At 54.7% G+C, this 26,053-nt stretch carries 26 protein-coding genes; 3 read left to right on the forward strand and 23 right to left on the reverse strand.

Annotated features, from left to right (window positions below; genetic code table 11):
* Positions 1-54 precede the first annotated feature (54 nt).
* From ftsA to FAES_RS04605, 18 genes are all read right to left on the reverse strand, one after another.
* Positions 55-1,482 carry a cell division protein FtsA gene (gene ftsA / locus FAES_RS04520; RefSeq protein WP_015330020.1) on the reverse strand — a complete coding sequence of 476 codons (1,428 nt, stop codon included), beginning with the start codon at positions 1,480-1,482 and terminating at the stop codon, positions 55-57.
* Positions 1,482-2,192 carry a cell division protein FtsQ/DivIB gene (locus FAES_RS04525; RefSeq protein WP_229364422.1) on the reverse strand — a complete coding sequence of 237 codons (711 nt, stop codon included), beginning with the start codon at positions 2,190-2,192 and terminating at the stop codon, positions 1,482-1,484. The genes ftsA and FAES_RS04525 overlap by 1 nt, the downstream gene beginning before the upstream one ends.
* Before the next feature lie 89 nt (positions 2,193-2,281).
* Positions 2,282-3,628: a UDP-N-acetylmuramate--L-alanine ligase gene (gene murC / locus FAES_RS04530; RefSeq protein ID WP_015330022.1), complete on the reverse strand. Its 1,347-nt coding sequence runs from the start codon at positions 3,626-3,628 to the stop codon at positions 2,282-2,284.
* Positions 3,629-3,751: 123 nt separating this feature from the next.
* Positions 3,752-4,870, reverse strand: coding sequence for an undecaprenyldiphospho-muramoylpentapeptide beta-N-acetylglucosaminyltransferase (gene murG, locus FAES_RS04535; protein ID WP_015330023.1), 1,119 nt, complete (start codon positions 4,868-4,870; stop codon positions 3,752-3,754).
* Between the two features lie 90 nt (positions 4,871-4,960).
* The gene (locus tag FAES_RS04540) at positions 4,961-6,085 is read right to left on the reverse strand and encodes an FtsW/RodA/SpoVE family cell cycle protein (RefSeq protein ID WP_015330024.1); all 1,125 of its coding nucleotides are present in this window, start codon (positions 6,083-6,085) and stop codon (positions 4,961-4,963) included.
* Positions 6,086-6,184: 99 nt separating this feature from the next.
* Complete coding sequence (gene murD / locus FAES_RS04545) at positions 6,185-7,531, reverse strand: UDP-N-acetylmuramoyl-L-alanine--D-glutamate ligase (protein ID WP_015330025.1); 1,347 nt, start codon at positions 7,529-7,531, stop codon at positions 6,185-6,187.
* A 182-nt stretch (positions 7,532-7,713) separates the two neighbouring features.
* On the reverse strand, positions 7,714-8,043 hold the full coding sequence (mscL, locus tag FAES_RS04550) for a large conductance mechanosensitive channel protein MscL (protein WP_015330026.1): 330 nt from the start codon (positions 8,041-8,043) through the stop codon (positions 7,714-7,716).
* Between the two features lie 87 nt (positions 8,044-8,130).
* Positions 8,131-9,093 carry a DUF3078 domain-containing protein gene (locus FAES_RS04555; protein ID WP_015330027.1) on the reverse strand — a complete coding sequence of 321 codons (963 nt, stop codon included), beginning with the start codon at positions 9,091-9,093 and terminating at the stop codon, positions 8,131-8,133.
* A 45-nt stretch (positions 9,094-9,138) separates the two neighbouring features.
* A complete protein-coding gene (locus FAES_RS04560) occupies positions 9,139-9,972 on the reverse strand; it encodes a mechanosensitive ion channel family protein (RefSeq protein ID WP_015330028.1) in 834 nt (277 codons plus the stop codon).
* Positions 9,973-10,056: 84 nt separating this feature from the next.
* Entirely contained in the window at positions 10,057-10,236 is a 180-nt protein-coding gene (locus FAES_RS04565; protein ID WP_015330029.1) for a hypothetical protein, read from the reverse strand.
* A 19-nt stretch (positions 10,237-10,255) separates the two neighbouring features.
* Complete coding sequence (locus tag FAES_RS04570) at positions 10,256-10,846, reverse strand: RNA polymerase sigma factor (RefSeq protein ID WP_015330030.1); 591 nt, start codon at positions 10,844-10,846, stop codon at positions 10,256-10,258.
* Positions 10,847-11,016: 170 nt separating this feature from the next.
* Complete coding sequence (tsf, locus tag FAES_RS04575) at positions 11,017-11,850, reverse strand: translation elongation factor Ts (RefSeq protein ID WP_015330031.1); 834 nt, start codon at positions 11,848-11,850, stop codon at positions 11,017-11,019.
* Between the two features lie 181 nt (positions 11,851-12,031).
* A complete protein-coding gene (gene rpsB / locus FAES_RS04580) occupies positions 12,032-12,892 on the reverse strand; it encodes a 30S ribosomal protein S2 (protein ID WP_015330032.1) in 861 nt (286 codons plus the stop codon).
* 186 nt (positions 12,893-13,078) lie between these two features.
* Complete coding sequence (rpsI, locus tag FAES_RS04585) at positions 13,079-13,465, reverse strand: 30S ribosomal protein S9 (protein WP_015330033.1); 387 nt, start codon at positions 13,463-13,465, stop codon at positions 13,079-13,081.
* Between the two features lie 3 nt (positions 13,466-13,468).
* Complete coding sequence (gene rplM, locus FAES_RS04590) at positions 13,469-13,912, reverse strand: 50S ribosomal protein L13 (RefSeq protein ID WP_015330034.1); 444 nt, start codon at positions 13,910-13,912, stop codon at positions 13,469-13,471.
* A gap of 150 nt (positions 13,913-14,062) precedes the next feature.
* On the reverse strand, positions 14,063-15,178 hold the full coding sequence (locus FAES_RS28845) for an OmpA family protein (RefSeq protein ID WP_015330035.1): 1,116 nt from the start codon (positions 15,176-15,178) through the stop codon (positions 14,063-14,065).
* 82 nt (positions 15,179-15,260) lie between these two features.
* Complete coding sequence (gldD, locus tag FAES_RS04600) at positions 15,261-15,860, reverse strand: gliding motility lipoprotein GldD (RefSeq protein ID WP_015330036.1); 600 nt, start codon at positions 15,858-15,860, stop codon at positions 15,261-15,263.
* An 84-nt stretch (positions 15,861-15,944) separates the two neighbouring features.
* On the reverse strand, positions 15,945-16,436 hold the full coding sequence (locus FAES_RS04605) for a hypothetical protein (RefSeq protein ID WP_041257555.1): 492 nt from the start codon (positions 16,434-16,436) through the stop codon (positions 15,945-15,947).
* A 65-nt stretch (positions 16,437-16,501) separates the two neighbouring features.
* Here FAES_RS04605 and FAES_RS04610 point away from each other — a divergent pair, with 65 nt between their 5' ends.
* Positions 16,502-18,049, forward strand: a complete 1,548-nt coding sequence (locus tag FAES_RS04610) for a M20/M25/M40 family metallo-hydrolase (RefSeq protein ID WP_015330037.1) — start codon at positions 16,502-16,504, stop codon at positions 18,047-18,049.
* Here FAES_RS04610 and FAES_RS04615 read toward each other — a convergent pair.
* Entirely contained in the window at positions 18,033-18,488 is a 456-nt protein-coding gene (locus FAES_RS04615) for a MarR family winged helix-turn-helix transcriptional regulator (protein ID WP_015330038.1), read from the reverse strand. The two genes, FAES_RS04610 and FAES_RS04615, sit on opposite strands and share 17 nt — an antisense overlap.
* Before the next feature lie 38 nt (positions 18,489-18,526).
* Between FAES_RS04615 and FAES_RS04620 the strand changes: the two genes are divergently transcribed.
* Together FAES_RS04620 and FAES_RS04625 are read left to right on the forward strand one after the other, a co-directional pair.
* On the forward strand, positions 18,527-19,252 hold the full coding sequence (locus FAES_RS04620) for a carboxylesterase family protein (RefSeq protein WP_015330039.1): 726 nt from the start codon (positions 18,527-18,529) through the stop codon (positions 19,250-19,252).
* 145 nt (positions 19,253-19,397) lie between these two features.
* Positions 19,398-21,497, forward strand: coding sequence for a M13 family metallopeptidase (locus FAES_RS04625; protein ID WP_015330040.1), 2,100 nt, complete (start codon positions 19,398-19,400; stop codon positions 21,495-21,497).
* Positions 21,498-21,591: 94 nt separating this feature from the next.
* Here the strand turns inward: FAES_RS04625 and FAES_RS04630 are convergent, their stop codons facing one another.
* From FAES_RS04630 to FAES_RS04645, 4 genes are all read right to left on the reverse strand, one after another.
* Positions 21,592-23,517, reverse strand: coding sequence for a RecQ family ATP-dependent DNA helicase (locus FAES_RS04630; RefSeq protein WP_015330041.1), 1,926 nt, complete (start codon positions 23,515-23,517; stop codon positions 21,592-21,594).
* Between the two features lie 80 nt (positions 23,518-23,597).
* Positions 23,598-23,807, reverse strand: a complete 210-nt coding sequence (locus FAES_RS04635; protein WP_041257556.1) for a PG1828 family lipoprotein — start codon at positions 23,805-23,807, stop codon at positions 23,598-23,600.
* Between the two features lie 194 nt (positions 23,808-24,001).
* On the reverse strand, positions 24,002-24,508 hold the full coding sequence (locus FAES_RS04640) for a GtrA family protein (RefSeq protein ID WP_015330042.1): 507 nt from the start codon (positions 24,506-24,508) through the stop codon (positions 24,002-24,004).
* Positions 24,509-24,615: 107 nt separating this feature from the next.
* Positions 24,616-26,049 (reverse strand): NADH-quinone oxidoreductase subunit N, encoded by a 1,434-nt coding sequence (locus tag FAES_RS04645; RefSeq protein WP_015330043.1) that lies wholly within the window; start codon positions 26,047-26,049, stop codon positions 24,616-24,618.
* Positions 26,050-26,053: the final 4 nt, after the last annotated feature.

Consider the following 26,053-nt stretch of genomic DNA (forward strand, 5'->3'; position numbering starts at 1 on the left):
AGAAACAAGGCCAAACCCGGACTTTAGTTCGCTTTTGGCCAGCAAAATTATTGGCTAGTCCCGATACGAGTCGTTGATGTCACCAAGCTTGGGGTTAATTAGTTTTTTCAGCCAGCTCAGCCAACCCGTCGATTGGCCTGTCTCGCCCGCATCATCAGCTGGCTTGGCTGGCGACGTACCTGCGTTACCCTTCGGCCCCGGATTTGGGCGCGTGGTATCAACAGGACGACCCTGCCCATTGCCATTGATCGGCGCCGAACTAGCCAGACCCGGATCGCTGATGAACGAAATCCGATCATCGACGCTGCGGAACCCGGCCCACACTAATCCCACCGCCGTGGCATAAGCCGGATCGCTGACCAGATCAGCGCGCAAATTGTATTCCAACTGTTCGGGGTAACCCACGCGCACATCCATCTCAGTGACGGTTCGGAACACTTCGTCAATGCCTTCGATGAGCGCGGTGCCCCCGGTCAAGACAATACCACCCAGCAATTTATCTTTGTAACCTGACCGAATAATTTCGGCCTGTACGAGTGCAGCAATCTCTTTGAGCCGTTCGCTCAGGATGATCGACACATTCCGTAACAGCACGTCTTTGGGCTGGCGACCTGGCAACCCCGGCACCGATACCACCTCGTTGAGGCGGTACGTAGTGGGGTTGGCGTTACCAAACTTGATCTTCAGCAGTTCGGCCTGTTGGGGCAGGACCTTGCATCCATCCTGAATGTCGTTGGTCAGGCAGTTGCCCGCCCAGGGGAACACCGCCACGTGGCGCAGCACATTCCGGTAATAAATGGCTACGTCGGTGGTGCCGCCGCCAATATCCACCAGGGCCACACCGGCTTCCCGCTCTTCGGGGGTCAGCACCGCCATGGCCGAAGCCAGTGGCGATAGTAACACCTGATCGCGCTGAAGATGGCTGGCCGTGCGCTCGATACAACGCCGTACGTTGACTGCCGCATCGGCCTGCGTGGTAATGATCTGGAAATCGGCCCCCAGCTTAACACCATTTCGGCCAACGGGATCCTCAACCCCCGTTTCACTATCGACCGTGAAGTCCATAGGAAGCACGTGCACGATTTCCTTACCCGCCAGTTGGGGGGTGCGGTACATGTCGCGTAGCAGGTGATCGATGTCGGCAGGCGTTACCTCATCACCCGGCGAGAGTCGGGTAATGCTACCGGGCTGTTTTTGCGAATTGATATTGTGGTTGCTGAAGCTGACGTTGACCAGCCCGATGTCAACGTTCGACTGATTCGACACTTCTTCAATAGCCCGGTTAATCGCTTCAACCGTTCGGCTGATATTCATCACTTTGCCTTTCGTGACGCCTTCGGAACTGGCCCGGCCAGCGCCCAGCACTTCCAGCATAGGCTGGTTGTTGCTGCTTCGAGATAGCCGACCCGCCACCGCACAGACCTTCGTGCTGCCGATGTCGAGTCCTACCACAATCTTGTCATCCATAAGGTGATGGGTCATCACTCGCAAACTAACTGGTTACGGTACTGCACATTTACCCGTTGGTAGCGGTCCCAGCCTTTGCGGGGCGCTATCTGCGTGTAGAACAGTTTTATTTTTTTAAACTTCGTCTCCAACTCATCAGGCGTTCCAAACTCAATCCGGTACGTACCCACCTGCGGCCAAAGGGTCACCTCACCCGCCGCGTCAACGGTTAGCTCGGCAATCTGCGCCCGCCACAAATCAGAGTCGCGTATGTAGCGCAACAACTCAAGTAGCGGTTCGCCCGCTTTATCGGCCAGGGTCCGATGTTGCCGAAACCATTCGCCCGACACCACCGGCACGCGAGCCGTGTAATTCATCGACAGCGGGAAAAATCGCCCTTCGTCGCTGATGTACTGACCACCTACGCCCCGAACGACATCGTCGGGACCGTTGCTGATCAACCGAGCTACCGGGTGTGGCTGTTCTACATCGACCAGCAGGTTACCCGCCAGATCGTAGGAGACATGTGCCCGCCGAATAAGCCCGTATTGCCGAAGCCGTTGCTCCAACTGCCCGAAATTGATCTGATCCAGTGCCTTTCCCACGACCGGCTCGGCCCCGTTGTTGGTCAGAAAACCCGTGACATCCCTACGATTCAGAAACCGCTGCTCGTCGGTGCCGTCGATCCGGACGACTACTGACTCGCAGTGCGTGTGCCGCAGCCGTTGCTCGGTAAACGCAACCAACCCGAAAAGGGTTAAGCCGCCTGCTGCTCGCCAAAGCCACTTTTTTCGGTTACTAAAAGTAGAAAACATCTGTAAATAAGCTAAATCAGCTAATTGATTATTTTATCCATTGGCTTCAATTCTGCTTTCAGAAGGGGCAACAGTTGGTCAATATCGCCTGCGCCCACCGTAACGACGAGCGAGGGGCTCATTTCTCGCAGAACGCCGAGCAGGTCGTCTTTGGTACTAATTTGTTTGGTCTTTGAGGTAATGTGACGGAGGATACTGTCGGATGTCACGCCCTCGATGGGTGCCTCACGGGCCGGATAGATGTCGAGCAACACCACGTTATCGGCCAGGGAGAGGCTTTCGGCAAACTCGTTGGCGAAGTCGCGGGTGCGGCTGAACAGATGCGGCTGAAACACCACCGTAAGCGCCCGTTCGGGGTACAGCGCTTTCACCGACGACAGGAACGCCCGCACCTCGGCCGGATGGTGGGCATAATCATCGATCAGTACCAGTTCGTCGGTATCCAGCACGTATTCAAAGCGCCGCTTCACGCCCCGGTAGGTGTTGAGTCCATCGCGAATGGCGTCGGGCGACACGCCCACCTGAAGGGCTACTGCCGAGGCCGCCAGCGCGTTTTCGACGTTGTGAAAGCCGGGAATCACCATGCGGATGTCGGTGATTATGCCGTCCGGATACACCAGATCAAAGACAAACCGGGCCTTTTCCACCCGAAGGTTGGCTGCCCGGTACTCGGCTCCGTCCAGGGCGTAGGTACGTACCGTTGCTGGCGTCTTATCGGCCAATGACAGGCCATCACGCATAAACAGCACGCCGTCGGGCTTGATCTGACTTACGTAGGCGGCAAATGAATCGAGTACCGAGGCGTGATCGCCGTAGATGTCGAGGTGGTCCGCATCGGTCGAGGTAACGATCGCATACTGTGGAAAGAGCGTCAGAAACGAGCGATCAAACTCATCGGCCTCTACCACACAGATGACCTTCGAGAGATCGTCGGCTGGCTCGTTGAGCAGGAAATTCGTGCCGTAGTTCTGGGTGATGCCGCCCAGGAAAGCCGCGCAGTTGACACCCGCCTGCCGAAGCAGATGCGCCACCATCGATGACGTTGTGGTTTTGCCATGCGTGCCGGCCACACCAATGGTTGTCATGCGGCCTGCCAGCCAGCCCAACACCTGCGATCGTTTTTGCAGGGTGTAGCCGTTCTCGGTCAGGTAGATGTATTCAGCATGTGTTTTCGGGACGGCCGGTGTATAGACAACCAGCGTTTCTGCCGGGTTTTCCCGGAACGAAGCCGGTATTTTGGCGATGTCTTCGTCGAAATGAATAGCCATCCCTTCGGCCGTTAGGGCATCGGTCAACGCGGTTGAGGTGCGGTCATACCCGGCCACAGCGTAGCCATTGACCAGAAACCAGCGGGCCAGCGCACTCATCCCGATACCACCTATACCGAGAAAGTAAACATTACGAATGGTGGATAAAGTTGAATGACTCAAAGGAATGTGAAGGAGTGGTTAAACAAAAGTAAGTCGATGATTTACACTCAGGCAAGCAGTCTATACTAATTTATTTCTTGAGGTAAGTTTCAGCACCTCCTGGGCGATGTCAGACGCTGCGTTAGGAAATGCCAATAGCTTAATTTGTTTACTCAGATTTTCTTTTTTTGCTGAGTCAGTTAATAAGTTGAGTGCTTCAGTAACCAGGTTTTGCCGGGCATCCTGATCGCGTACCAGCAGGGCCGCATCGCGCTCTACCAGGGCCATTGCGTTCTTGGTTTGGTGATCGTCGGTAGCGTCGGGAAAAGGGACCAGGATGGCGGGTCGGCCCACGAGGCATAACTCCGACACCGACAGCGCGCCCGCCCGCGACACCACCACATCGGCAACGGCGTAGGCCCGATCCATCTCGTAAATGAATTCGTACGGATGCACGTTTGTGGCTCCGGCTTTGGCCACCGCTTCGTTGGCTCGTCCGATAAAGCCTGTGCCGGTTTGCCAGACCACCTGCACTCCCGCCGCCATGAGCTGTGGTAAGCCCGCTTCAATACTTTCGTTGAGCGTACGTGCGCCCTGACTACCGCCAATAACCAGCAGCGTGGGTACCGGTCCGGCGTCCCGGTTCGCCAGCCCAAACTGCACCCGCCCCGCCTCGACCTGCTGATCGGCCAACTGAATGTCGCTTCTGACCGGGTTACCCGTCAGCCGGATTTTATCGGCAGGGAAAAACGCATCCATGCCGGGGTAGGCAACGCAGATTCGTTTGGCCCAGCGCGCCAGCACTTTGTTGGTTAGGCCAGCATAGGAGTTCTGCTCCTGAATCAGCACAGGTACGTTCTGCCTGGTGGCGGCAAGCAAGGTGGGACCACTCGCGTAACCGCCCACGCCCACCGCCACGTCGGGCTTGAAGTCGCGCACGATCTGTTGGGCGCGGCGCAGACTCCGGGCCAGTTTGAACGGAAAGGCGAGGTTGGCGAGCGTCAGGCTCCGCTGAATACCCACCACGGGCAGCCCTTCGATGGTATACCCGGCGCGGGGTACTTTTTCCATTTCCATTTTTCCCTCAGCGCCGACAAACAGAATGTTCGTGGTGGGGTCGAGCCGTTTCAGTTCGTTGGCAATGGCGATAGCGGGGTAAATATGGCCCCCCGTGCCGCCGCCGGAGATAATTACGTTCATAGAAAACCAGATGTCCGTCTTCAGTCCGCTGACTTCTGTTCTTTAGCACCCCAACAGAAGATAGCGAACTGGAGACGGACCAACATGTTGTTATAATTTACTTTCGTCGGCTTCGTCGCGGCTGACACTGATGACAATCCCGATGGCCGCGCCGGTGAAGAGCAGCGACGTTCCGCCCATACTGAGCAACGGGAGTGGCAGGCCCGTAACGGGGACAAGGCCAACGGCTACCGACATGTTGATCATGGCCTGAATAACGATGCTGAACGTTAGCCCCGCCGAAAGCAGCCCGCCGAAGGGCCGCGTACTACTTCGGATGGCTCGCATGCCCCGCGTCAGCAGCCAGAGATAGGCCAGCAGCACCGCGATACCGCCTAGCAGCCCGTATTCTTCGACAATGATGGCGTAGATGAAATCGGAGTAGGGGTGCGGTAGAAAATTGCGCTGATGACTGTTGCCAGGCCCTTGCCCCGTCAGGCCGCCATTGGCCAGCGCGATGTACGACTGCTCGACCTGAAAATCGATTTTCTCATTGTCCTGAAATCGGCTGATCCGGCCTACGAACGTTTGATACCGCTGCCCAACGACCAGCGCAAAACCGCCCGCCACGAGGCAAAACAGTACCATGCCCGCCAGATACCCACGCGGCACCCGCCCGATGTACATGAGCAGGAAGCAGGTGGCCCCCAGCAGCAGCGCGGTGGAGGCGTTGGAGATCACGATCAGGGCGCAGATCAGGCCAATCCAGCCGATCATGTTCACTAGCACCTGTGGCTCGTAGGCGACGCGCTGCCGCTTAGCCAGCATCGCCGCCAGATTCGAGATCAAGGCTAGTTTGGCCAAATCGGATGGCTGAAACGTCTGGTTAATCAGGGGGATGGTGATCCAGCGGGAGGCATCGTTGAGGTTGGCCCCCTTGAAATACGCCCAGATCAGTAACGGAACAGACAGATAAAGCCCGAATTTGGAGAGTCGGGCGTAGTGAATGTAGTTGACACGGTGCGCCAGAAACATACAGCCAAGACCCAGCACCACCAGCGCCCCATGCTTGAAGAGGTAAGCTTCGGTGTTGCCACCCATTTTCTGGTAGGCAATGGTGCCCGTCGCGCTGTACACGACCAGCACGCTCAGGATGGACAGAAACAGCACGATCCACCAGATTTGGCGGTCGCCTTTCAGGTTGTCCCGGACAAAATCGCGGATGGAGAGGGTCATGGGTTATTTGGTGCTATTAAATGAAGATTGTATGATGTATAACTGAATGAGACGATTTACCACGGAGCCTCTCTATTCAGGCATACCATTATACATTCTTCATTTTACATTCTTCATTAAAGATTTCACGGCCTGCTTAAACTGCTCGCCCCGGTCTTCGTAGTTTTTGAAGAGATCAAAGCTGGCACAAGCGGGGGAAAGGAGCACCGCGTCGCCGGGTTGTGCCAGATCGAGTGCCAGCTGCACCGCTTCGGTTACGCGTTGCGTTTCGCGGATGGTAGTAAACATATGCCCAAAGTGATCAACCAGCTTCTGGTTGTCGACGCCAAGGCAAATCAGCGCTTTGACATGCTGGCGGGCTACTGCGTCGAGCTGACTGTAGTCGTTGCCTTTGTCTTGCCCGCCCGCAATCCAGATGGTGGGTACGTCCATGCTCGACAGGGCGTAAAAGACCGAATCGACGTTGGTGGCTTTCGAGTCGTTGATGAAACGTACGCCATTGATCGTACCAACGGGCTCCATGCGGTGAGCGGCGTTCTGGAACGTACCCAGCCCTTCGGAGATGGCCGCGTCAGGTACGTCGACCGAGAGCGCAGCCAGGGTGGCGGCCAGCATATTCAGGGCATTGTGTGGGCCTTTCAACGGCAACGGGGCCGTGTCGATCTGAAACGTTCGGTCGCGAAACTGGGCTGTCAGGTGGCCGTCGGCAACGTACCCACCGGGCGATGGCTGGCTTTCGAGCGAGATCGGTAAGGCATATACGTCGGGTTGGCGGGTGGCCAGTTCCTGCATCGTCGGGGCGTTCTCGCGGAAATAAATGAACGTATCGGTCGGGCGCAGGTTCTGCAAGATTCGAAACTTGCTGTCGATGTAGTTCTGGAACACGTACCCATACCGGTCGAGGTGGTCAGGCGTGATGTTGAGCAGCACCGCCGTGTCGAGACGGGTTTGGTACATCGTATCCAGCTGGAAACTACTGAGTTCCAGTACGAAATAGTCGAACGTATCGGAAATGACCTGCTTGGCAAAGCTCTCGCCGATGTTGCCGGCCAGCCCCACGTTGTAGCCTGCCGTTTTCAGCAGGTGGTAGGTGAGTAGGGTGGTGGTGGTTTTACCGTTGCTGCCCGTAATGCCGATCAGTTTGGCGCGGGTGTAGCGCGCGGCAAACTCAATCTCCGACAGGATGGCCGTTCCCTGCTCGCGCAGTTTGGTAACCAGCGGAACGGTGTCGGGAATGCCGGGGCTCTTCACAACCTCCGTGGCGTTCAGAATGAGCGACTCGGTATGCTGGCCTTCTTCAAAAGGAATGCCCGCGGCTTCCAGCGTTTGCTTGTAGGTGGCTTTCAGCAGCCCACGGTCAGACAGGAAGACGTCGTACCCTTTGGCTTGCCCTAACAGCGCAGCTCCTACGCCCGACTCGCCCCCGCCAAGAATTACTAATCGCATCAATCTGGTTTTCTGTTTTCAGTTTCGCGTTTTCAGTTATGGCGCCGATGAGTCAGTTGATGCGTAAAAACACAACTGAAAACTCGCTGCCCACAAACTGAAAACTTTTACAAAGCTACGCATTACCAAAAAAGCCCCGGAGGATTAGTCCGAGGCTTTTTATGGGTTGGATTTGCAAACGACTATTTGGCTTCCGCTGAACTAGATAGTTTTAACCGGTTTGCTGCCTTCACAATTAGAAAAATAACCCACGCCACAATCAGAAACTGAATGACGATGTTGAGAAAGTTTCCGTAACGGATCGCAACTTCCGGCTCGGTGCCGACTGCCTCCTTCAAGACGATTTTTGCCTGTGCCAGGTCACCAGCTGGCAGAATTAAACCAATAATCGGGTTCAAAATGTCTTCAACCAGTGAGGTGGTAATCTTGCCAAAGGCAGCACCAATGATTACACCAACGGCCAGATCAAGCACATTGCCCTGTGCAATGAATGTGCGGAATTCTTTAATCATAACAATTTGGATTAGGGTAAGACAAACAACTTTACTGAGTAAGAATTTGACTAAACCTATTGATTTATAGCCGAATAAGCAACGTTTTTACTTTTTTCGGAAGGTGCTGGCGTTATAAATCAGCCCAATCCCGAGCGACTGCTGAATCTGCAAACCGTCGAAGAAGTCTTTGTCGTAAAGTGCAATGACGCCGAACGTCGTGCTCAGGTACCGGTTCAATTTGGCCGTCAGCAGCAGATCAACGCGGTGATCGATGGCGCTGAGCGTTTGGTAATTGGCGTAAAGCTGATAACGGGCATTCAGACTGATATTCTCGCTTAGTTTTTTGTTCCAGACGGCCTGAAGTTGCAGTGATAACCACTCTGAACGCGACGACTTCCCAGCCTCGACGCCATACGCTTTGGCCGTTGGGTCTGGAATAATCACCCCGTCGGCGCCCGTTCGGTACCGAACGGCATCATCGGCCAGGAACGTAAAACGAGGGGCAAACGGGCTCAGCCGCAACGAGAACTCGTCGTTCGGTTTATAGGCTACCCCCCAGGCAAGCGTCAACTGCGCCGGCGCAAAAAAGCTGGACACTTTGAAGTCTGACCGGCCCGCCGGCAACTTGTCATACACGAAGCCGGGTGCAAAGAAGGAATTGAACGTACCTGAGGCAAACAGATCCCACTTAGGGGCAATCTTGTGCCCAACCACCGAAATGATGATCAGCTGGTCGGATGACTTGCGTGTAACGCCGCGTTGGGTAATGTAGCCCAGCTGGAAATCCGCCGTGTTATCCCACGACGTTTTGCCTTTTTCGTAGAGCGCGCGGGCTGCCACAACGCCCCCGATCGCAATCGAGTTGACGCCGCCGCCTACCCAGTTGCTGAAACTGGCCTGATTGAGGTTGATACCACCCGTGATCGATTTCTGCCAGTATGTTGTGTCTTTTTTTACTGAAACGGTATCTTTAAAGTTAGTGGTTACCTGCGTCGTGGTGGGATCCTGCGCAGCAGCCGTCAACGTGCAGCCGACGAGGGCTGCCGCGTAAAGCGTTTTACAGAGCATGATGGGTACGTGTTTGTTACGAATGTGGGACTAATTGGGTACGAACTAAGACTCTAAAAATTCAATGGTTTTCGTCTGAAGCAACTGCATCGGGATACTCGTCTTCGATTCGCCGGTTTGCAGGGTTAGCGACGTGGCATCGACATGGACGATCCGGCCCGTAATCCCGTCTAGCCGAATGATCTGACCTTCTTTGAAGCGGCTTTTGCTGTAGAAAGAGGATACCAGATTGGCCATGACATCGCGTGAGGCAAAGCCATACCCGATCGCAAAAGCGAAGACGATCCCGCCAATGAGTAGGTTAAAGCTCGATTCCAGCAATTCGGTGTTGATGCCCGCCTGACCCAGGGCCGAGATGATGGTGATGATCAGAAAAAAGAAAAAGACAACCATTCCCAACAACCGCCCCGACGCAATACCAAAGGATTGGCAAAGGCTCACAACGCCTCGTTTCAGCACGTCGGCAACCAGCACACCGACCTGTAGCATAATCGCGGCGGCAATGAGCTTCGGGATAAAATTGACCAGCGATGTCACCATGCCCGTGATGGCGGCAATGCCCAGGGTTTCGGTGGCTGCCGACAGAAAAACAAGCAAAATGAAATAATAGAGCACCTTAGAGACGATATCGCTTAGCTTGATCTCGGTTTGCAATTGCCGGATGATATCGATCTCGTTGAGTTTGTCGCCCAATCGATCAAACCCAGCTCCCTGCAACAGCTTTTTAACCACAGAGGCTGTCACGCGAGCCACTAGTATACCAATGGCCAAGACGACGATGGCGCCGATCAGGTTTGGAACGAAGCTCACAAACTGCGTAATGAGTGAGCGAAAGGTATTGATTAGTATTTCGTACAAGTTCGGTAGGTGGGGAGTCATGAGAGGCTGTGAATAAAGTGTGAGCAATGCATTGAGCAGGTGGCCAGATGGCGCCGCTCAAGTAGAATGCGTACGAGGCAACCCTTACTTCAGGTTGTTCGACGAGGTTGCCAACAGGCCGTTGATCGTAGCAAACAGATCGCCGGTATAGACTTCAACCACTTTGAGGGCATTACGAATGAGGTCGATTTCAGCGACGATCGCCTGGCGTAGCTCAGGCGGGCAAGTCTCTGTCGACTCAATCTGTTTGAATGGGTTTTCCATGGGATGTTGTCGAAAGCAGTTATTTCCACGCAGTCAGCGCTTTGATCGCAATTAGTAACCAGAAGATCAGGGCCTCCAGGTAGCGACGGCGCAACTTCTCCTTAGCCCGCATGAGGCGCATCTTTACGGCGCTTTCGGTGATTTTCTGCGTATCAGCAATGTCTCGGATACTGATGTCTTCCTGGTACTTCATGAGCAGAAGACCACGCTCATCGGGAGTCAGGTAATTGAGCGCCCGGTTCAGTCGTTGGGCTTCCATCTCAACGAGATCCGCATCGTTGTCGTCGGCATACGTACCCAGCGTTTCATACATATCCTCGGCGTAAACTTCGCGCTGACGCGGGCTACGCATCTGATCCATGCAGTGATTGTATGTTACTGAGTATAGCCAGGTCGAAAACTTAGCCTGTTCCCGAAAACTGCTCAGTTTTGTGACGATGCGCAAGAAGATATCATGTGTGAAGTCTTCGGCCTTGGCTTTGTTCTTCGTAAACGACAGACATTTACGAAAAACCTTGTCGCAATGGCGGGTATAGAGCGCTTCAAAATAAGTATCCCGCTGTGTCTCAATGTAGAGACGCACCAATTCCTCGTCGGATAAATGTTTCATTTTAAGTTACGGTAAGACCAGATACGTCTGGGAAAGTAACACAAAACAACAAAAAAAGCCTGACCGTGTGGCCAGGCTTTTACTGTCAATCCTATTTTGGTTACTCAACGGGACAATCTGAGCGATTTTTGCAAAAAATGTTACTGACTGGCCCGCGTGTGAATAACTACTTAACCAATAGACACCCGTTTGAAGGCAGATACGGTCAGACCCTTGCTGGTTTTGTCAAGCAATTGGGCGATCGTCAGTGAGCCGTCTTTAACAAACTCCTGGTTCAGCAGGGTATTCTCTTTGTAAAATTTGTTGAGGCGACCCAACGCGATCTTCTCCAGCATAGCCTCGGGCTTGCCTTCGTTGCGAGCCTGATCTTTACCGATTTCGATCTCACGTTCGACCACCGATGTATCTACGCCATCTTTATCAAGGGCAATAGGCTTCATGGCCGCGATCTGCATCGCTACGTCTTTGCCTACTTCGGTCACGTCGGTACCGCTGGTGTTGGTCAGCCCTACCAGCACGCCCAATTTGCCATTCGAGTGGATGTACGACACCACTTTTTCGGCAGTTACGACCTCGTAAGCAATGATGTCGATCTTCTCGCCGATTTTGCCCATCAGGTCGGTGATGTGGTCTTGCAGCGTACGGCCATCCGCCTGTGTGGCGCTAAGCAGGGCCTCTTTGTTGTTGGCCTGCGTAGCTACAGCATTGCTCATCGTGGCCATGGCCAGATTCTGGAAGTCGGCTACTTTCGAAACGGGTTCGGTTTCGCAAGCCAGCGCGATGATACGGCCTACGCCACCATCTTCACTGACGTGGGCCAGCACGATGCCTTCAGCGGTGGCGTTGTCGGCCCGCTTATCGGCAATTTTCTGACCCTGTTTGCGAAGAATGGCTTTAGCTTCTTCGAAATCGCCATTTGCCTCGGTGAGGGCTTTTTTGCAATCCATCATACCGGCACCTGTTTCCTGCCGGAGTTTGTTTACGTCTGCTGCGGTGATCGCCATTTTGAAAAAAGTTTTCGGTTTTCAGTTTCGTAGTTGGCGCTGACGGGCGCAACCAGGTACGTATGCGGTAGCCAACGCCAGCTACGAAACTGAAAACTCTTTTAAACTGAATAAAAAATAGCCCATAGCCGTGTTGGGGCTACGGGCTATCCGGTCAATCGTCTGTGTCTGTTAATTAATACTAATCGGTGTTGCCTTCTGGTGTTGCGTCGAGAGGAGCCGCTTCAGCTTCAGGCGCTTCCTCTACGGCCACGGCTGCGGGGGCATCAGCGCCTTCAGCAGCGGCAGCGCGGGTGTCTTCCTGGCGCTTCGCATCTTCTTCTTCCTGTGCAGCCTGGCTGTCTTTGTCCTGCTTGCGCTCCATCAAACCCTCTTCGATGGCTTTCCCAACGGCCAGCGTGATCAACGAGATCGACTTGTAGGCGTCGTCGTTGGCTGGGATGGGGAAATCAACGAGGTTCGGGTTTGAGTTCGTGTCGCACATGGCAAACACGGGGATGCCCAAGCGGTTAGCTTCCAGAACAGCAATGTTTTCACGCTTCACGTCAACGACGAACATAGCCGCCGGCAGACGAGTCAGGTCAACAATACCACCCAAAACCCGCTCTAATTTTTCTTTTTCGCGCGTCAGCGTCAGCCGCTCCCGCTTGGCGATGTTCTTAACGAGGGCTTCGTCTTTGAGCGTCTTTTCCAGCGTTTGCAGTTTCTTCAGCGACTTGCGGATCGTGGCGAAGTTAGTCAGCATACCACCCAGCCAACGGTCGGTCACGTAGGGCATTTTCAGCCGACGTGCTTCTTCCGACACAATTTCCTGCGCCTGCTTCTTCGTCGCCACAAACATCACCTTACGGCCTGAGCGCACGATGCCTTTGATGGCATTCTGTGCTTCTTCCAGCGACGCGAGGGTCTTGTTGAGGTCAATAATGTGGATGCCGTTCTTCTCCATGAAGATGTACGGAGCCATCCGGGGGTCCCACTTACGCGTAAGGTGGCCAAAGTGCACACCCGCGTCGAGTAGGTCTTTATATTCAACTTGTGCCATTTCCGATTAAGAAAAATGTGTTTGAAAAATTAATACGCAGCACCCCACATCGGCATCATCTAAGCGGGGTCTGGACGAAAGGGAATGGATAGTGAAAGATGTAGAATGAACAATGGTCTTTGAATCGGCGTAGCGTACTCCAACAAACACATCATACATTCTTCACTGTGCACTATACATTCATTATTAACGCTTGCTGAACTGGAAGCGACGACGGGCCTTTTTCCGGCCGGGCTTTTTCCGTTCAACCATGCGCGAATCCCGCGTCAGGAAGCCTTCTTTCTTGAGGGCCGGGCGGTTTTCGGCATTGGCTTCAACCAGCGCGCGTGAGATGGCCATGCGCGTAGCTTCAGCCTGACCCGTTACGCCGCCACCCCGAACGTTTACTTTCACGTCGTAAGTTGCGTCGGCTTTCACCGTGGCGAACGGCTGGCGGGTGATGATTTGCAGTACTTCGGTCGGGAAGTACGTGTTCAGTTCTTTTCCGTTAACCGTGATGGTTCCGTTACCTGGCTGCATGTAAATGCGGGCAACAGCGGTTTTCCGGCGACCGATGGTGTTAATACGCTCCATTGGTTAGAATTTGATTTCTTTCGGTTGCTGCGCCGCGTGGGGGTGAGTCTCACCCGTGTACACGTACAGATTGGTGAATAAACGGCGGCCCAGACGGTTTTTGGGCAACATGCCACGGATGGCGTGTTCGAGAACGCGCTCAGGCGTTTTTTCGAGCATGATGCGGGGCGTTGCAAAACGCTGGCCACCGGGATAACCCGTGTGCCGCACATACACTTTCTCGGTCATTTTCCGGCCCGTAAACCGGATTTTCTCGGCGTTGATTACGATGACATTGTCACCGCAATCAGCGTGGGGGGTGAAGTTGGGCTTGTGTTTGCCACGAATGCGGGCCGCAATCTGGCTAGCCAGACGACCTACAATGGCATCCTTTGCGTCAACGACGATCCACTCCTTGTTTGCGGTCCCTTTGTTGGCCGAAACAGTTTTGTAGCTTAACGTATCCACTGGATTTGTGAGCGGTATTTATTGATTAACAGACGATTGCACGAAGCAAAGTATTCCCCGCCCGAAAACGGGAGTGCAAATGTAGCGGTTATCTGACTGAAAAACAAGGATAAAGCCGGAAAGGAAGGACGAACGCCGACAGCGAATTCCTTACTGACGGGGCGCTACGCGTACCTCGACGCGGCGACTTCCAGCTTTAACGGCTTCGGTGGCATCGGGCGTGGCCGTGGAGTCGGGTCCTTTCCACTGCGTAGTGAGCCGACTGATGGGTACGCCGCGGCCCGCTAGGTACGTGGCAACCGTGCGGGTGCGATACTCCGACAAGGTTATGTTGGGCGTTAGAGCGCCAACATTATCGGTATAGCCGGTGAGGGTAGCCTGTAAAGGACTACTGATAAGCACGTCGGCCAGGGAGTCGAGTGTGGGTAGCACCTGGGTACGTAGTGTGTATCTGCTTTGATCGAAATAGAGGGTCGTCCTGCTGGGCGCGGTGATGCTGGGTCTGGGTACGTTGCCGGTGGTTGGTAGTGAGCTTGCGGCGCTATCAAGATCGGCGGGCTGGGTACGTTGAAGAGGCTCTTGAGCCAGATCGGCTGGCTTCTGAGCGCGAACGGTTTTGAACGTAATACCGGGCTTAACAAGTACCGTTTCGACTGATAGCAAACGGCCTTCCTTGTCAGTCAGTGTGGCCATGTATTCGCCAGGTTCGGCACTCACGGGCAGGCGGATGATGCCTTCATGCCTACGAGCCGATGTACCAACCCAGTTGCTTTTTCCTGTTTCTAGGTTGGTGAGTTTGTAGGTAAGCAAATCGGTGTGCAAACTATCGGGCAGGATAATCTGGCAATTCAGAAATTGACCGTGTTTATGCTGTAAGTCTTCTGGTTTCGGTAATGAATCGACAGGCGTCATGTCGCCAAGATAGTATAGCGCAAATGGACTGTCAGTTGGTCTATCGTCGGCAAAATTGACCTTCAGGGTGACGGTTCGATAGCCGGGCATTTCCAAAATCAACTCAGTAGTACGAGTTGGGATGGAGACACTGAAGGTTCCTGTCTTGGGCTCAAACTTGCCTGCGTCGTTACATTCCCCCAACCTCTGCCGTTTGCCATCGACAACGGCAGAGATGCTGGCCTTCAGGCCAAGAGCCGTATAATAATCGTGACAGCGGCCTGCAATCTGATAGGTCGATGCTAGATTGGGTTGTTGCGCTGTTGCCCGCAACGTAGTAAAAAGGGCCAGTAAGAGAAGAAGACGCTGTTTCATACGGGGAAGGCTGGTTGAATGCACCGGGTCGCTTCTGTTCCGATGCACTCAGCCAGCCTTTTCCATACGGCTGATTGATAACTTAGTCCTTCTTCCACACTAGCGTATTCAACATCTGCATCATATCGGCGCGGACATAGTCGATCACGGGGGCAAGCGAGTCGTTGGCCGTAGCCGTGTCGAAGTAAAGCGCGCCCCGCAGAAAATGGCGGGTGCTGTCGGTCGTGACGAACTGAAACTGAGTGGGTACTTCGCCTTCAAGGGTAATCAGGCTGGCCGCAATGCCGTTTTTCAGTTTCACTTTCTGCTGCTGAATCGAATACGCTTTTACGTTGTGCTTGGCCGTCAGCTTGTAGGCATCGCCCAGCAGATTGCGGAGCCGTTCGACGTCGTTATTGACGGGCTTGTAGGTAAGTTGAACGGTGGCTTTCAGCGTGGGGTAATACACGAAAATCCAGTGCGGTTCGGCTCGTTTGAACGTATCGGGCAACACGCGGGCAATCTGGTTCACCTGAAACTGGTATGGATGGCCCGGCTCTATGGCAACGTACCTGGCCGCCGGCAGATCGATGCGGGGGTACCCTTTAGGCTTGGGTACGTAGTCGGCTGACTCCTGCGAGGAGCCACAGGCGGCAACGAAGAGACTGACTAAAGGGAGTAGCAGGAACGAAAGGCGTGTCATGAACTGATTAACGTAGAAAGCGCACAAAAATCGTAAATCATGGCTGGTAAATCGTGCAGACAGCGCTTTTCGGCTTTGGCTGGATTAGTGCAGACGCACGAAGGTTTCTGTAGGGGCATCGAACCATGAGCCATTATCGAAAACCAACCGATCGTTGCAGACATAGAAATAGGTACTGTTTATGGCTACGTCGCCAGTGTTAATGGCCGGAATAGTGTCGTTTAGGGTCAAGCGTAGAAGTGGTTTGTCGAAGCCTGCAACTTGCTCTTCCGTGATCCTGTACGAGAGGGATTTTGCCGGGGCGCTGTTCTTGCCAACGATCAGCTCACCCGTGTCTGTGAACGTCAGCCGGGTGGTTTGGCTGGTTTGAACGGACTGACCCGAAAAGCCTGCACGCTGCTGCGTAAATTGCCATGTACCAAGTATGGCCTGCTTTATTCTGTCCGTTTTAGCTGCGTCAGTCCAAACGTTGCAATAGTTGCGTGGCTCATCTGTTAGTTCAACTGCCTGTTGGCAAGCTAATGCGGTAAACAGGCAGCTCAGCGTGCTCCACTTAATCAGTTGTTTCGCTTTCATGGGCGGATCTATTTACCAACAAGATACGTAACGCATAAGAATGGTTGTAAACGAATAGTCATTTGATGAAACACTATTTATTCATTTTCGCTTGGTTAATTGCCCTACCATCCTTCGCCCAGTCACTCACCACCGCGCAGTTGCAGGCCATCACGCAGCGCTACGTGAAGGCGTCGTATGCGGACCTGGAGGCCCTGCTGCGTATCCCCAACGACGCGCATATTGCCGGACAGATGCAACCCAACATCGACTGGCTCCAACGGGCGTTTGAACAGCGGGGCTTTCGCGTATCGACGCTCAAAACGCCGTCGAACCCGCTAGTGCTGGCTGAAAAGTCGGCCAATCCGAAGGCAGGTACGTTGCCCGGAAGCAGTCCCAAAACCCTGTTGCTCTACATGCACTTCGACGGGCAACCGGTGGTGGCGAGCCAATGGCAACAGCCCGACCCATACCAGCCGGTGCTGAAGCAACGAGCCCCCGATGGTAGCTGGACGCCCATCGACTGGGCCAGCCTCCAAACCGACTACAACCGTATCGACGGATCGCCCGACTGGCGGATTTTTGGGCGCTCTTCGTCGGATGATAAAGGGCCGATTGCCATGCTGCTGGCGGCGCTAACGGCGATGGAACGCGAGAAAATCCCGCAACGCTATAACCTGAAAGTGATTCTGGACAGCGAGGAAGAGATCAGCTCGCCCCATCTGGCCCAGACCGTGCAGGCTAACAAAGAAAAGCTACAGGCCGACGTGTTGCTGGTGATGGATGGCGGGCGGCACCTGTCGAACCTGCCCACGCTGGTCTACGGCTGCCGGGGCATCACGACCGTGACCCTGACGACCTACGGCCCTCGTGGGCCGCAGCATAGCGGACACTATGGCAACTACGCGCCCAATCCGGCGCTACGGATGGTGCAATTGCTGGCGGGCATGAAAGATGACGATGGCCGCGTCACGATTCCGGGTTATTACGATGGCATCAGCATCGACAACAAGGCCGCGCAACTGCTCGCCAGTGTGCCCGATGATTCGGCGCAGATTGCCGAAACCCTGGGGATTGCCAGCACTGATCGGGTTGGGCGCAACTACCAGGAGGCGCTCCAATACCCATCACTGAATATTCGGGGACTTCAAAGTGCGTATGTGGGCAACCAGTCGGGCACGGTGATTCCTGACCGGGCGGTGGCCGAGCTCGACCTGCGGCTGGTGCCCGAATCGGACCCCGCGCGGCTGCTGTCGCTGTTGCGGCAATACATCGAAAGCAAAGGCTATCACATCCTCGACCGCGCCCCAACCGAAGCCGAACGTACCCAGTACCCCAAGCTGATTTCGATGCAGGCCAGTGGCGAGATGTTGCCTTTTCGCACCGAAATCGGCATTCCGGCGGATGTCTGGCTCACTCGGGCGATGGTGCGGGCGTTCGGGCGTGAGCCCGTGAAGATCCGCATGACGGGGGGCTCGGTGCCCATTGTGCCGTTTATTCGCACGCTGGGCATACCCGCTATTCACGTGCCGATGGTTAACCTCGACAATAACCAGCATGCTCCTAACGAGAACCTCCGACTGGGTAATTACGTCGAAGGGGTCACAACCTGGCTGGCTATTCTAACGAATTAAGCGTGGTTTCCCGGGGCTGTTCCAGGTTGTGCACGATCGCCTGGAGCGTCTGTACCGTCAAGGCATATTGTTCGTTGGTAATGTCTTCCATCGCCTGCTGCCGGATGAGTGTCTGCTGAGCAAAACAACGGTCGTGCAGTTCCAGGCCCGATGGTGTGCAGACCGGTACGCTATCGAGGTGTTCATCCCAGGTGAGCAGGCCCTGATTCAACAGTGTCGTGAGCACGTGCTGAACATCGGGGGCAGGCGCAAACGGAGCAACCAACTCGGCCAGGATTCGGACCGAGAGGGGTGGGCGAGTACAGATCGTATGGAGTAACTGCCAACTCAGTCGGTTCAGGCCAAACTGTTGCTGAATGGCATCAATATGGCTGGTCAGCACATCGTCGGCTTTTTTGATCCAGTAACCTATTGGTTTGTCGAGTGATGATGCGTGCATAAGATAGAGTTAAAACAGTATCGCTAAAAGTACCACCTATGCGTTTGTTTACCATCCGTTTGTCCATCTGTTTATTGGCCGTACTGATTTCGGTGTCGGCGAGAGGTCAGTTAGTCAAACCGAAGGCGCGATACGACTACATGCTCTATCTGCCTAAGGAATATGCGGCCAACAAAGCAACATACCCACTGCTCATCTACCTGCATGGCGGCTCGCAGCGAGGGCATGACCTCAACCAGTTGAAGGGGTATGGCCCGCCGAAAGAAGTGGCCGGAGGACGGGCGTTTCCGTTTATCATAGCCGCCCCGCAATGCCCCGACGGAAAGTACTGGTCGACCGAAAACTGGTTCGATACGCTCTACACCGAACTGACCACCCGCTACCGAATCGACCCCAGACGCATTTACCTGACGGGCATCAGCATGGGAGGCTATGGCGCCTGGCAAACCGCCGTAGCCTATCCCGACCGGTTCGCGGCTATTGTTCCGCTCTGCGGTGGCTGCGACGATTCAACGCAAATTTGCCGCATCCGCAACGTACCTGTCTGGGCATTTCACGGCGCGGCCGACGATGTTATCCCGATCAGCGAGACCGAGCGACTAGCCAGGCGGCTGAAGGCGTGCAAAGGTAAGGTTACGTTTACTCGGCTGGCCGGTCAAGGGCACAGCATCGAGTATCTGTACGAAGGCAAAACGCTGTACAACTGGCTACTGAAACATCGGAAACGGGTATATCCGAACCCGGCTAAGCCGGTGACTCGCTGATCAGATGGTGATACGTGCGGAACACTACGTAGCACTTGATGGAGTTAATTCGACGTTTGTTTCTGCCTGAGTGTCAATGGCTGGGTACGTTGTTCTGTTGGGCTCTCGCAACGGCTTCACGGAGCATTTATAGCAGACAGTGCAGATGATGCGTACATTTCTGCGGCAAACCCGATCGCTTTACAAAATCACCTTTCTGATGATCACCCTCAAACAAACGCTCATTAGCGCCGCCTGGCTCATGGCGGTTATAGCTTGTCGGCAAAAAGACAAAGACGAAACCCCCGCCCGCACGTCCTTTTTCGACAAGTCGGGCATGGATACGACCGTGGCACCCGGTAATGATTTTTTCACTTACGCCAACGGTAATTGGGTGAAGAAGACCCAGATTCCTGGCGATCAGACCGGCTGGGGATCGTTTTATCAGCTCTACGAAGAAAACGAGCGAAAAACAAAGACTATTCTGGAAGAAGCGGCTAAAGCCAACGCGGCGGCGGGCAGCATCGAGCAGCAGGTGGGTGATTTTTATGCCAGCGGTATGGATACGGCCGCCATTGACAAGCGCGGTTACGACCCCGTGAAGGCAGAGCTGGCGAAAATCAACGCGCTGACCGATTACAAGCAGGTGCTAACGTACCTGGCTACCAACGATGCCAACCGGGGCGGGAAGTTTATCGGTTTCTATGTCGGAGCCGATGACCGGCAAAGTAGCATCAACCGGATTAACTTTTTGCAGGCGGGCCTCTCGTTGCCCGAGAAAGACTACTACACCCGCTCCGACGAGGCTACCAAAAAGATTCGGGCTGCTTTCGTGGCGTACGTGGCCAAGCTGTTCACGCTGACGGGCGTCGACTCGGTGCAGGCGAAACAGAAAGGCCAGGCTATCCTGGCTTTTGAAACCAACCTGGCCAAATCGCACAAATCCCCAACCGACCTGCGCGACCCCGTTGCCAACTACAATAAGTTTGCCGTCGCTGACTTGACCAAGCGCATGCCCACGTTGAACTGGCGCTCCTTGCTCGACAACATGAGCCTGACCAAGGTAGATACCGTCTTAGTGGCGCAACCGGGTTACTATCAGGCCCTGGATAAGCTGTTGCCCACAGTACCCATTGCCCTGTTAAAAGATCAGCTTGCGTTCGACTGTCTGGACCGGAACGCTACCCTGCTCAGCAAACCATTTGAGCAGGCCCATTTTGAGTTCAATAGCAAAACGCTCTACGGCCAACCCCAGATGCCCGAACGCTGGAAGCGTATCGGTCGGCGTATTGATGGGGCAATGGGTGAAGCTCTGGGCCAGTTGTGGGTTAAGAAATACTTTCCGGCGGAGGCCAAAGAACGCATGTTGACGCTGGTCGATAACCTGCAAAAGGTCTACCGGGAACGCATCGAAAAGCTGGACTGGATGGCGCCCGAAACCAAAAAAGTGGCGCTGGTGAAGCTGGACCGGTTCCTGAAGAAAATTGGCTACCCCGACAAGTGGAAAGACTATTCCGACATCAAGGTTGGGCGTGACGATTACTACGGGAACGTGCAGCGCGCGAATCAGCACCGGTACCGCGAGGACTTTGCCAAAATTAACCAGCCGGTTGACCGGATGGAATGGGGTATGACGCCCCCCACGGTGAACGCCTATGCCAATCCGACCAACAACGAGGTTGTCTTCCCGGCGGGTATTCTTCAGTTCCCGTTCTTCGACAAAGACGCTGACGATGCGATAAATTACGGCGGCATCGGGATGGTGATCGGGCACGAAATGACGCACCTGTTCGACGATCAGGGCCGTCAGTACGACGCCAACGGTAACCTGCGCGACTGGTGGACCAAGCAGGACGCCGAGCGATTCAAAACCAAAGCGGAGGTGGTCGTGAACCAGTACAACGGCTACACTGTGCTCGACAACCTGCACCTGAATGGACGCCTGACGCTGGGTGAAAACCTCGCCGATCTGGGCGGTATCAACCTGGCCTATCAGGCCTTCAAGTTGACTGAACAGGGAAAGAGCACCGATAAGATCGACGGGTTTACTCCCGACCAGCGCTTTTTCCTGGGGTTTGCTCAGGTCTGGCGCATCAAGGTGCGTGACGAGACCGAGCGCGCCCGGGTGACTACGGACCCCCACTCGCCAGCAAAATTCCGGGTGAATGGGCCTCTGGCCAATTTTGAGCCGTTTTATCGGGCTTTCAACGTGAAGCCCGGCGAAAAACTGTACAAACCAGAAACGGCTCAGGCGCGAATCTGGTAAGCTGTGTTTTGAAAACGAAGAGCCGGACATGCGCACATGTCCGGCTCTTCGTTTTTTAGGGTGTTACCGGCCAGAAGCTTACTGCCTTTGGCTATTACCGGTTCAGCGTGATGTTGCCGGCGGCATTGTAGCGCAGTTCGTCTTCGGCCAGCATCAGGCGAAGCGTCTCGTCGAGTGCCTGCTCGGGCGTGTGGCTGAAATAATGGGCAATTTGCCGGGGCGAGACGCCCTGCTCGCGGGCCAGCGTGATGTACTCGCGCAGTTGCTCACGCACTGCCTGACTGGCTTCGGGGCGGCGTTTGGCTTTGAGGCAATTATCGCAGATTCCGCAGGCCGCGTCGGTTTGTTCACCAAAATAGCTTTGCAGCAGGCGCGTCCGGCATTGGGTCGGATGGCGAGCGTACTCGACGGCGGCTTCGGCTTTTTGCAGCGCATGCTGCCGACGTTGGTCGAGGCCCTGCACGTCGAAAGGCAGCGTGCGGGCATCATGCCGGGGTGTCAGGAACGTCAGCTGCGGCTTGTCTTTCTGTTTTTCGTAGAGTAATACCTCCCGCTCGGCCAGTTGGTCGAGGAGCTGGATCACGTCGTTTTCAGACACCAGGAACGCCCGCGAGAGGTTGCCTTCTGAAATGGGGACAAAATCGGTGAAGAGTTCACCACCGTAGAGCCGCATCAAGAGTTTGATGAACGGGTCGAAACGCGGGTTCATTACCTGAAACTCATACAACGCCCGATGATCGAGGTTCAGCACGACCCGGCTCGGGCGAAAGTAGGCTTCGCTCAGATCGATATAGCCCGCCAGTTGAAGCTGCTTAAGTGCGTAATGCGTATCGTTGGGCGGTAGGTTGAAGGTTTTGGTAAACTGAGCCAGATCAAAGTCGAACGCCGAAAACTCACCACTCCCAACCGGCACGGCGGTGTAGTTGGCTAGTGCCTGATAGGTACGTCGGATCAGGTCGACGGGTGGATACTGCAGCTCGGTTTGCCGGATTACCTTCTCGCAGTCGGCTTCCGTGTAGAGCAGGACCGCGTAGGCTTTTTGCCCGTCGCGCCCCGCCCGGCCGGCTTCCTGGTAATAGGCTTCGAGGGTATCGGGCGGCTCCAGGTGTACCACCACGCGCACGTCGGGCTTGTCGATGCCCATGCCGAAGGCGTTGGTGGCTACCATCACCCGAATCTTGTTGTTAATCCAATCGTCCTGTTTCTGTGATCGCTCGGGCGTGCTCAGGCCGGCATGGTAGAAATCGGCGCTGACGCCCTGCCTCATGAGCCACTCGGCCAACTGCTGCGTTTGTCGACGACTACGGATATACACAATCGCCGAGCCAGGTACGTTGGTCAGGACTTTCAGCAGCCGTGCCTCTTTGCCTTCTTCGAGCATCGCCGAGTACGACAGGTTGGCCCGCGCAAAACTCTGCCGGAACGTCTGGAAGCCTGTACGGAAATCCAGCTTCTCGACAATCTCCCGCTGCACGTCGGGCGTGGCTGAGGCTGTCAGCGCTACCGTAGGTACGTTGCGGCCCGAATTGGTCGGCAGCAGAGCGCGAAACTCAGCAATCTGAAGGTAAGGCGGCCGGAAATCGTGACCCCAGGCGGCAATGCAGTGTGCCTCATCAACGGCGAGCAGGCAGATGGTCATCTGCTTAGCCCGCTCGATCATGATCTCGGTCCGCAGCCGCTCGGGCGATACGTACAGGAACTTAACGTTGCCATAAATGCAATTGTCGAGCACCGTGTCGATCTCGCGGTAATGCATACCCGAATGAATGGCCGCCGCCGGAATACCACGTCGTCGTAACTGGAAGACCTGATCTTTCATCAGGGCGATGAGCGGTGTCACAACAATGCACACGCCGGGCATGGCCAGCGCCGGTACCTGAAAACAGATCGACTTGCCACCGCCGGTTGGCATCAACACGAGGGCATCCAGCCCGTTGAGCAACGCCTCAACGATGTCTTCCTGCAACGGGCGGAAGGTCGAATAGCCCCAATAGGTTTGAAGGATCTGGCGTGCGGTCATCGGTACACAAATTTACAACCGCCTATAACCAAAAAAGCCCCACAGACGTGGAGCTTTTCGTTTTGCCAGAAGGCAATGTCTTATTTCGCGCTGTCGGCAGGAGCAACGGCTGACATAGAAGCAGCAGCTGAATCAACGGTGGCCGTGGCAGCTGAATCAACTACAGTAGCTGATGAGTCCAGGGTTGCGGCAGTTGAATCGACAGTGGTTTCTTCCGTTTTGGGTTTGCTTTCGCAAGCAGCGAAGGCCAACGTGCTACCTACAAAGAGGAGGGCGATAACTTTTTTCATGATACTGTTTTTGGTGGCTTTAAAGTTTCCGTAGCAAAACTAAGTAGTGCCTTGATAATGTGCAAACTAGTCGCCTATATTCTTTTCGAAAGCGCTATTTGTCTTAAAAAAATACAGTATCGCTATACTATGGAAAAAGTTTGTTATGAGTAGTTATCCGCAAAACCGGGAACGTCGCCTACTGAACAGGCTGACTAGTATACATCTTCGTTTTGCCGATTCGTGCGTGACCGGATCCGATCGTACATGCCCGTGCTCCGGAACGTGAGCAATTTATGGCCGAAGAAGTTAGCCAGGAAACTGAAGCCCATCCCGACTACGTGCGAGAATTTCTCCCGCCAGAACTCAGTGAGTTGATCAGTGAGGAAAGGGTTGGCGATCCATTTGAGGGTGGCGGCAGCAACGCCCACCTGCACGACCCAGGCCACGGCGGCAATAACGAGAAACTTGATCATCTCGCGGCTGGAGTTGCCGGAGTTCTTCGCGGAAAATGCGTAGAGTTTCGTCGGAATAAAGGTAAGGACAGTGGCTGTCAGGTAGCCCAACAGCACGCTCGTGTTGAAGCTGAAATAGTCCCTGTAAAATACCTGACTAAAGAAGTTTATGGAAGCACCCAGCAGAGCCGTTAGGAAGAACGAGAGAAATTCCCGCTGCGCTTTGTATTTTTCGGTCTGCACAGGACTTGTTTCTACAGTGATCACAAAGAAAGTGGTTGAGCTTATCTAAAGTGCCGCAAAGGTACATCCGAAGCCGTTCAACCCTGTATCGGGAAGACGTTCTCTGAGTAAACGGCTACAGCAACAAATAGTTAAATAAGCCGCTGGAAAAGCCCCGGCATGATGCCCAACACAATCGTTAATACGGTAGCCGCAATCAGAACGATGCGGTAAAACGGTGCCACGCGGATAGTGCCAACCTGACCTTCGCGAAAATACATGGCAATAACCACCCGGAAGTAGTAGTAGATACCCACCGCCGACATCAGTACCGCCACAACCAGCAGCCAGGTCGCGCCGCGGCTTGCGGCCGTCGAGAAGACCATAAACTTACCCCAGAAGCCAGCCGTCAGCGGAATACCCGCCAGCGAAAGCATAGACACGGCCATGACAAAACCCAGGAGGGGGTTCTGGCGAGCCAGTCCGTTGAAAGCATCGTAGTTTTCACCGGCGGGTGCCAGCGTTGACTGGTCGCCAACGTTGGCGGCGTTCAGGGGCCGGTTGTTCGCCACCAATAACAGAATGCCGAATGCCGAGATGGTCGCCAGCGAATAAGCGAGGGAGTAAAAGGCAATGGCCCCGTTCGACTGTTTGGACAGCCCTACCAGCCCGATCAGCAGATAACCAGCGTGCGAAATGCTCGAATAGGCCATCATACGCTTGAAACTGGTTTGGTAAACGGCCGTGATGTTGCCGATCAGCAGGGTAAGCACCGTCACGATGATCAGCGCCTGCGCCCAGTAGGCATAGACCGCACTGGCGCTGAAGCTAACCAGCAAAACGCGTAACAGCGCGGCAAAACCCGCCGTTTTCACCACCGTCGACATAAAGGCTGTAAACAGGCTGGGCGCGCCATCATACACGTCGGGGGTCCAGAAGTGGAACGGTGCCGCCGATACTTTGAACAACATCCCGATCAGCAGCATGAACATGCCCGTGTAGAGCAGCAGCGGCGACGATTGGTTTTTAAGAATCGTGCTGGCCGTGGCGCCGATACCCGTGATGGTGAACGTACCTGTAGCTCCATAGAGCAGCGCCATCCCGAACAGCAGAATACCCGTCGCAAAAGCACCCATCAGGAAGTATTTGAGGGCGGCTTCGTTTGACCGCAGGTTCCGCTTGTCGCTACCCGTCAGGATGTACATCGCTACCGACAGGATCTCGATACCCACGAAGAGCATGATGAGGTTTTCGAAACCCGTCATCATGATGGCACCCACCAGCGAAAAGAGCAGAATGGCGTAGTATTCGGCGGGTTGGGCATCTTCGTCGTCGATGAGGCTTCCCGACAAGGCCACGACCATAAACGCCGACAACAACACAATGCCGGTGAAGATCATCGCCAGGTTGTTGATGACCAGCATACCATTGAAATAGGTATAGGTCTTGTTCCAGTCGTAGAAATTAGTCACCGCAGCCAGCACCAGAAAGGCCAGCGTCGCCGGGATTAAGAGGGCCCGCGATTTCATAAAGCCCAAAAACAGCAGGGCAATACCTGAAACGGAAAGTACAACGATGGGGAGCATTGGA

This window comes from Fibrella aestuarina BUZ 2, assembly GCF_000331105.1.
Lineage (GTDB): Bacteria > Bacteroidota > Bacteroidia > Cytophagales > Spirosomataceae > Fibrella > Fibrella aestuarina.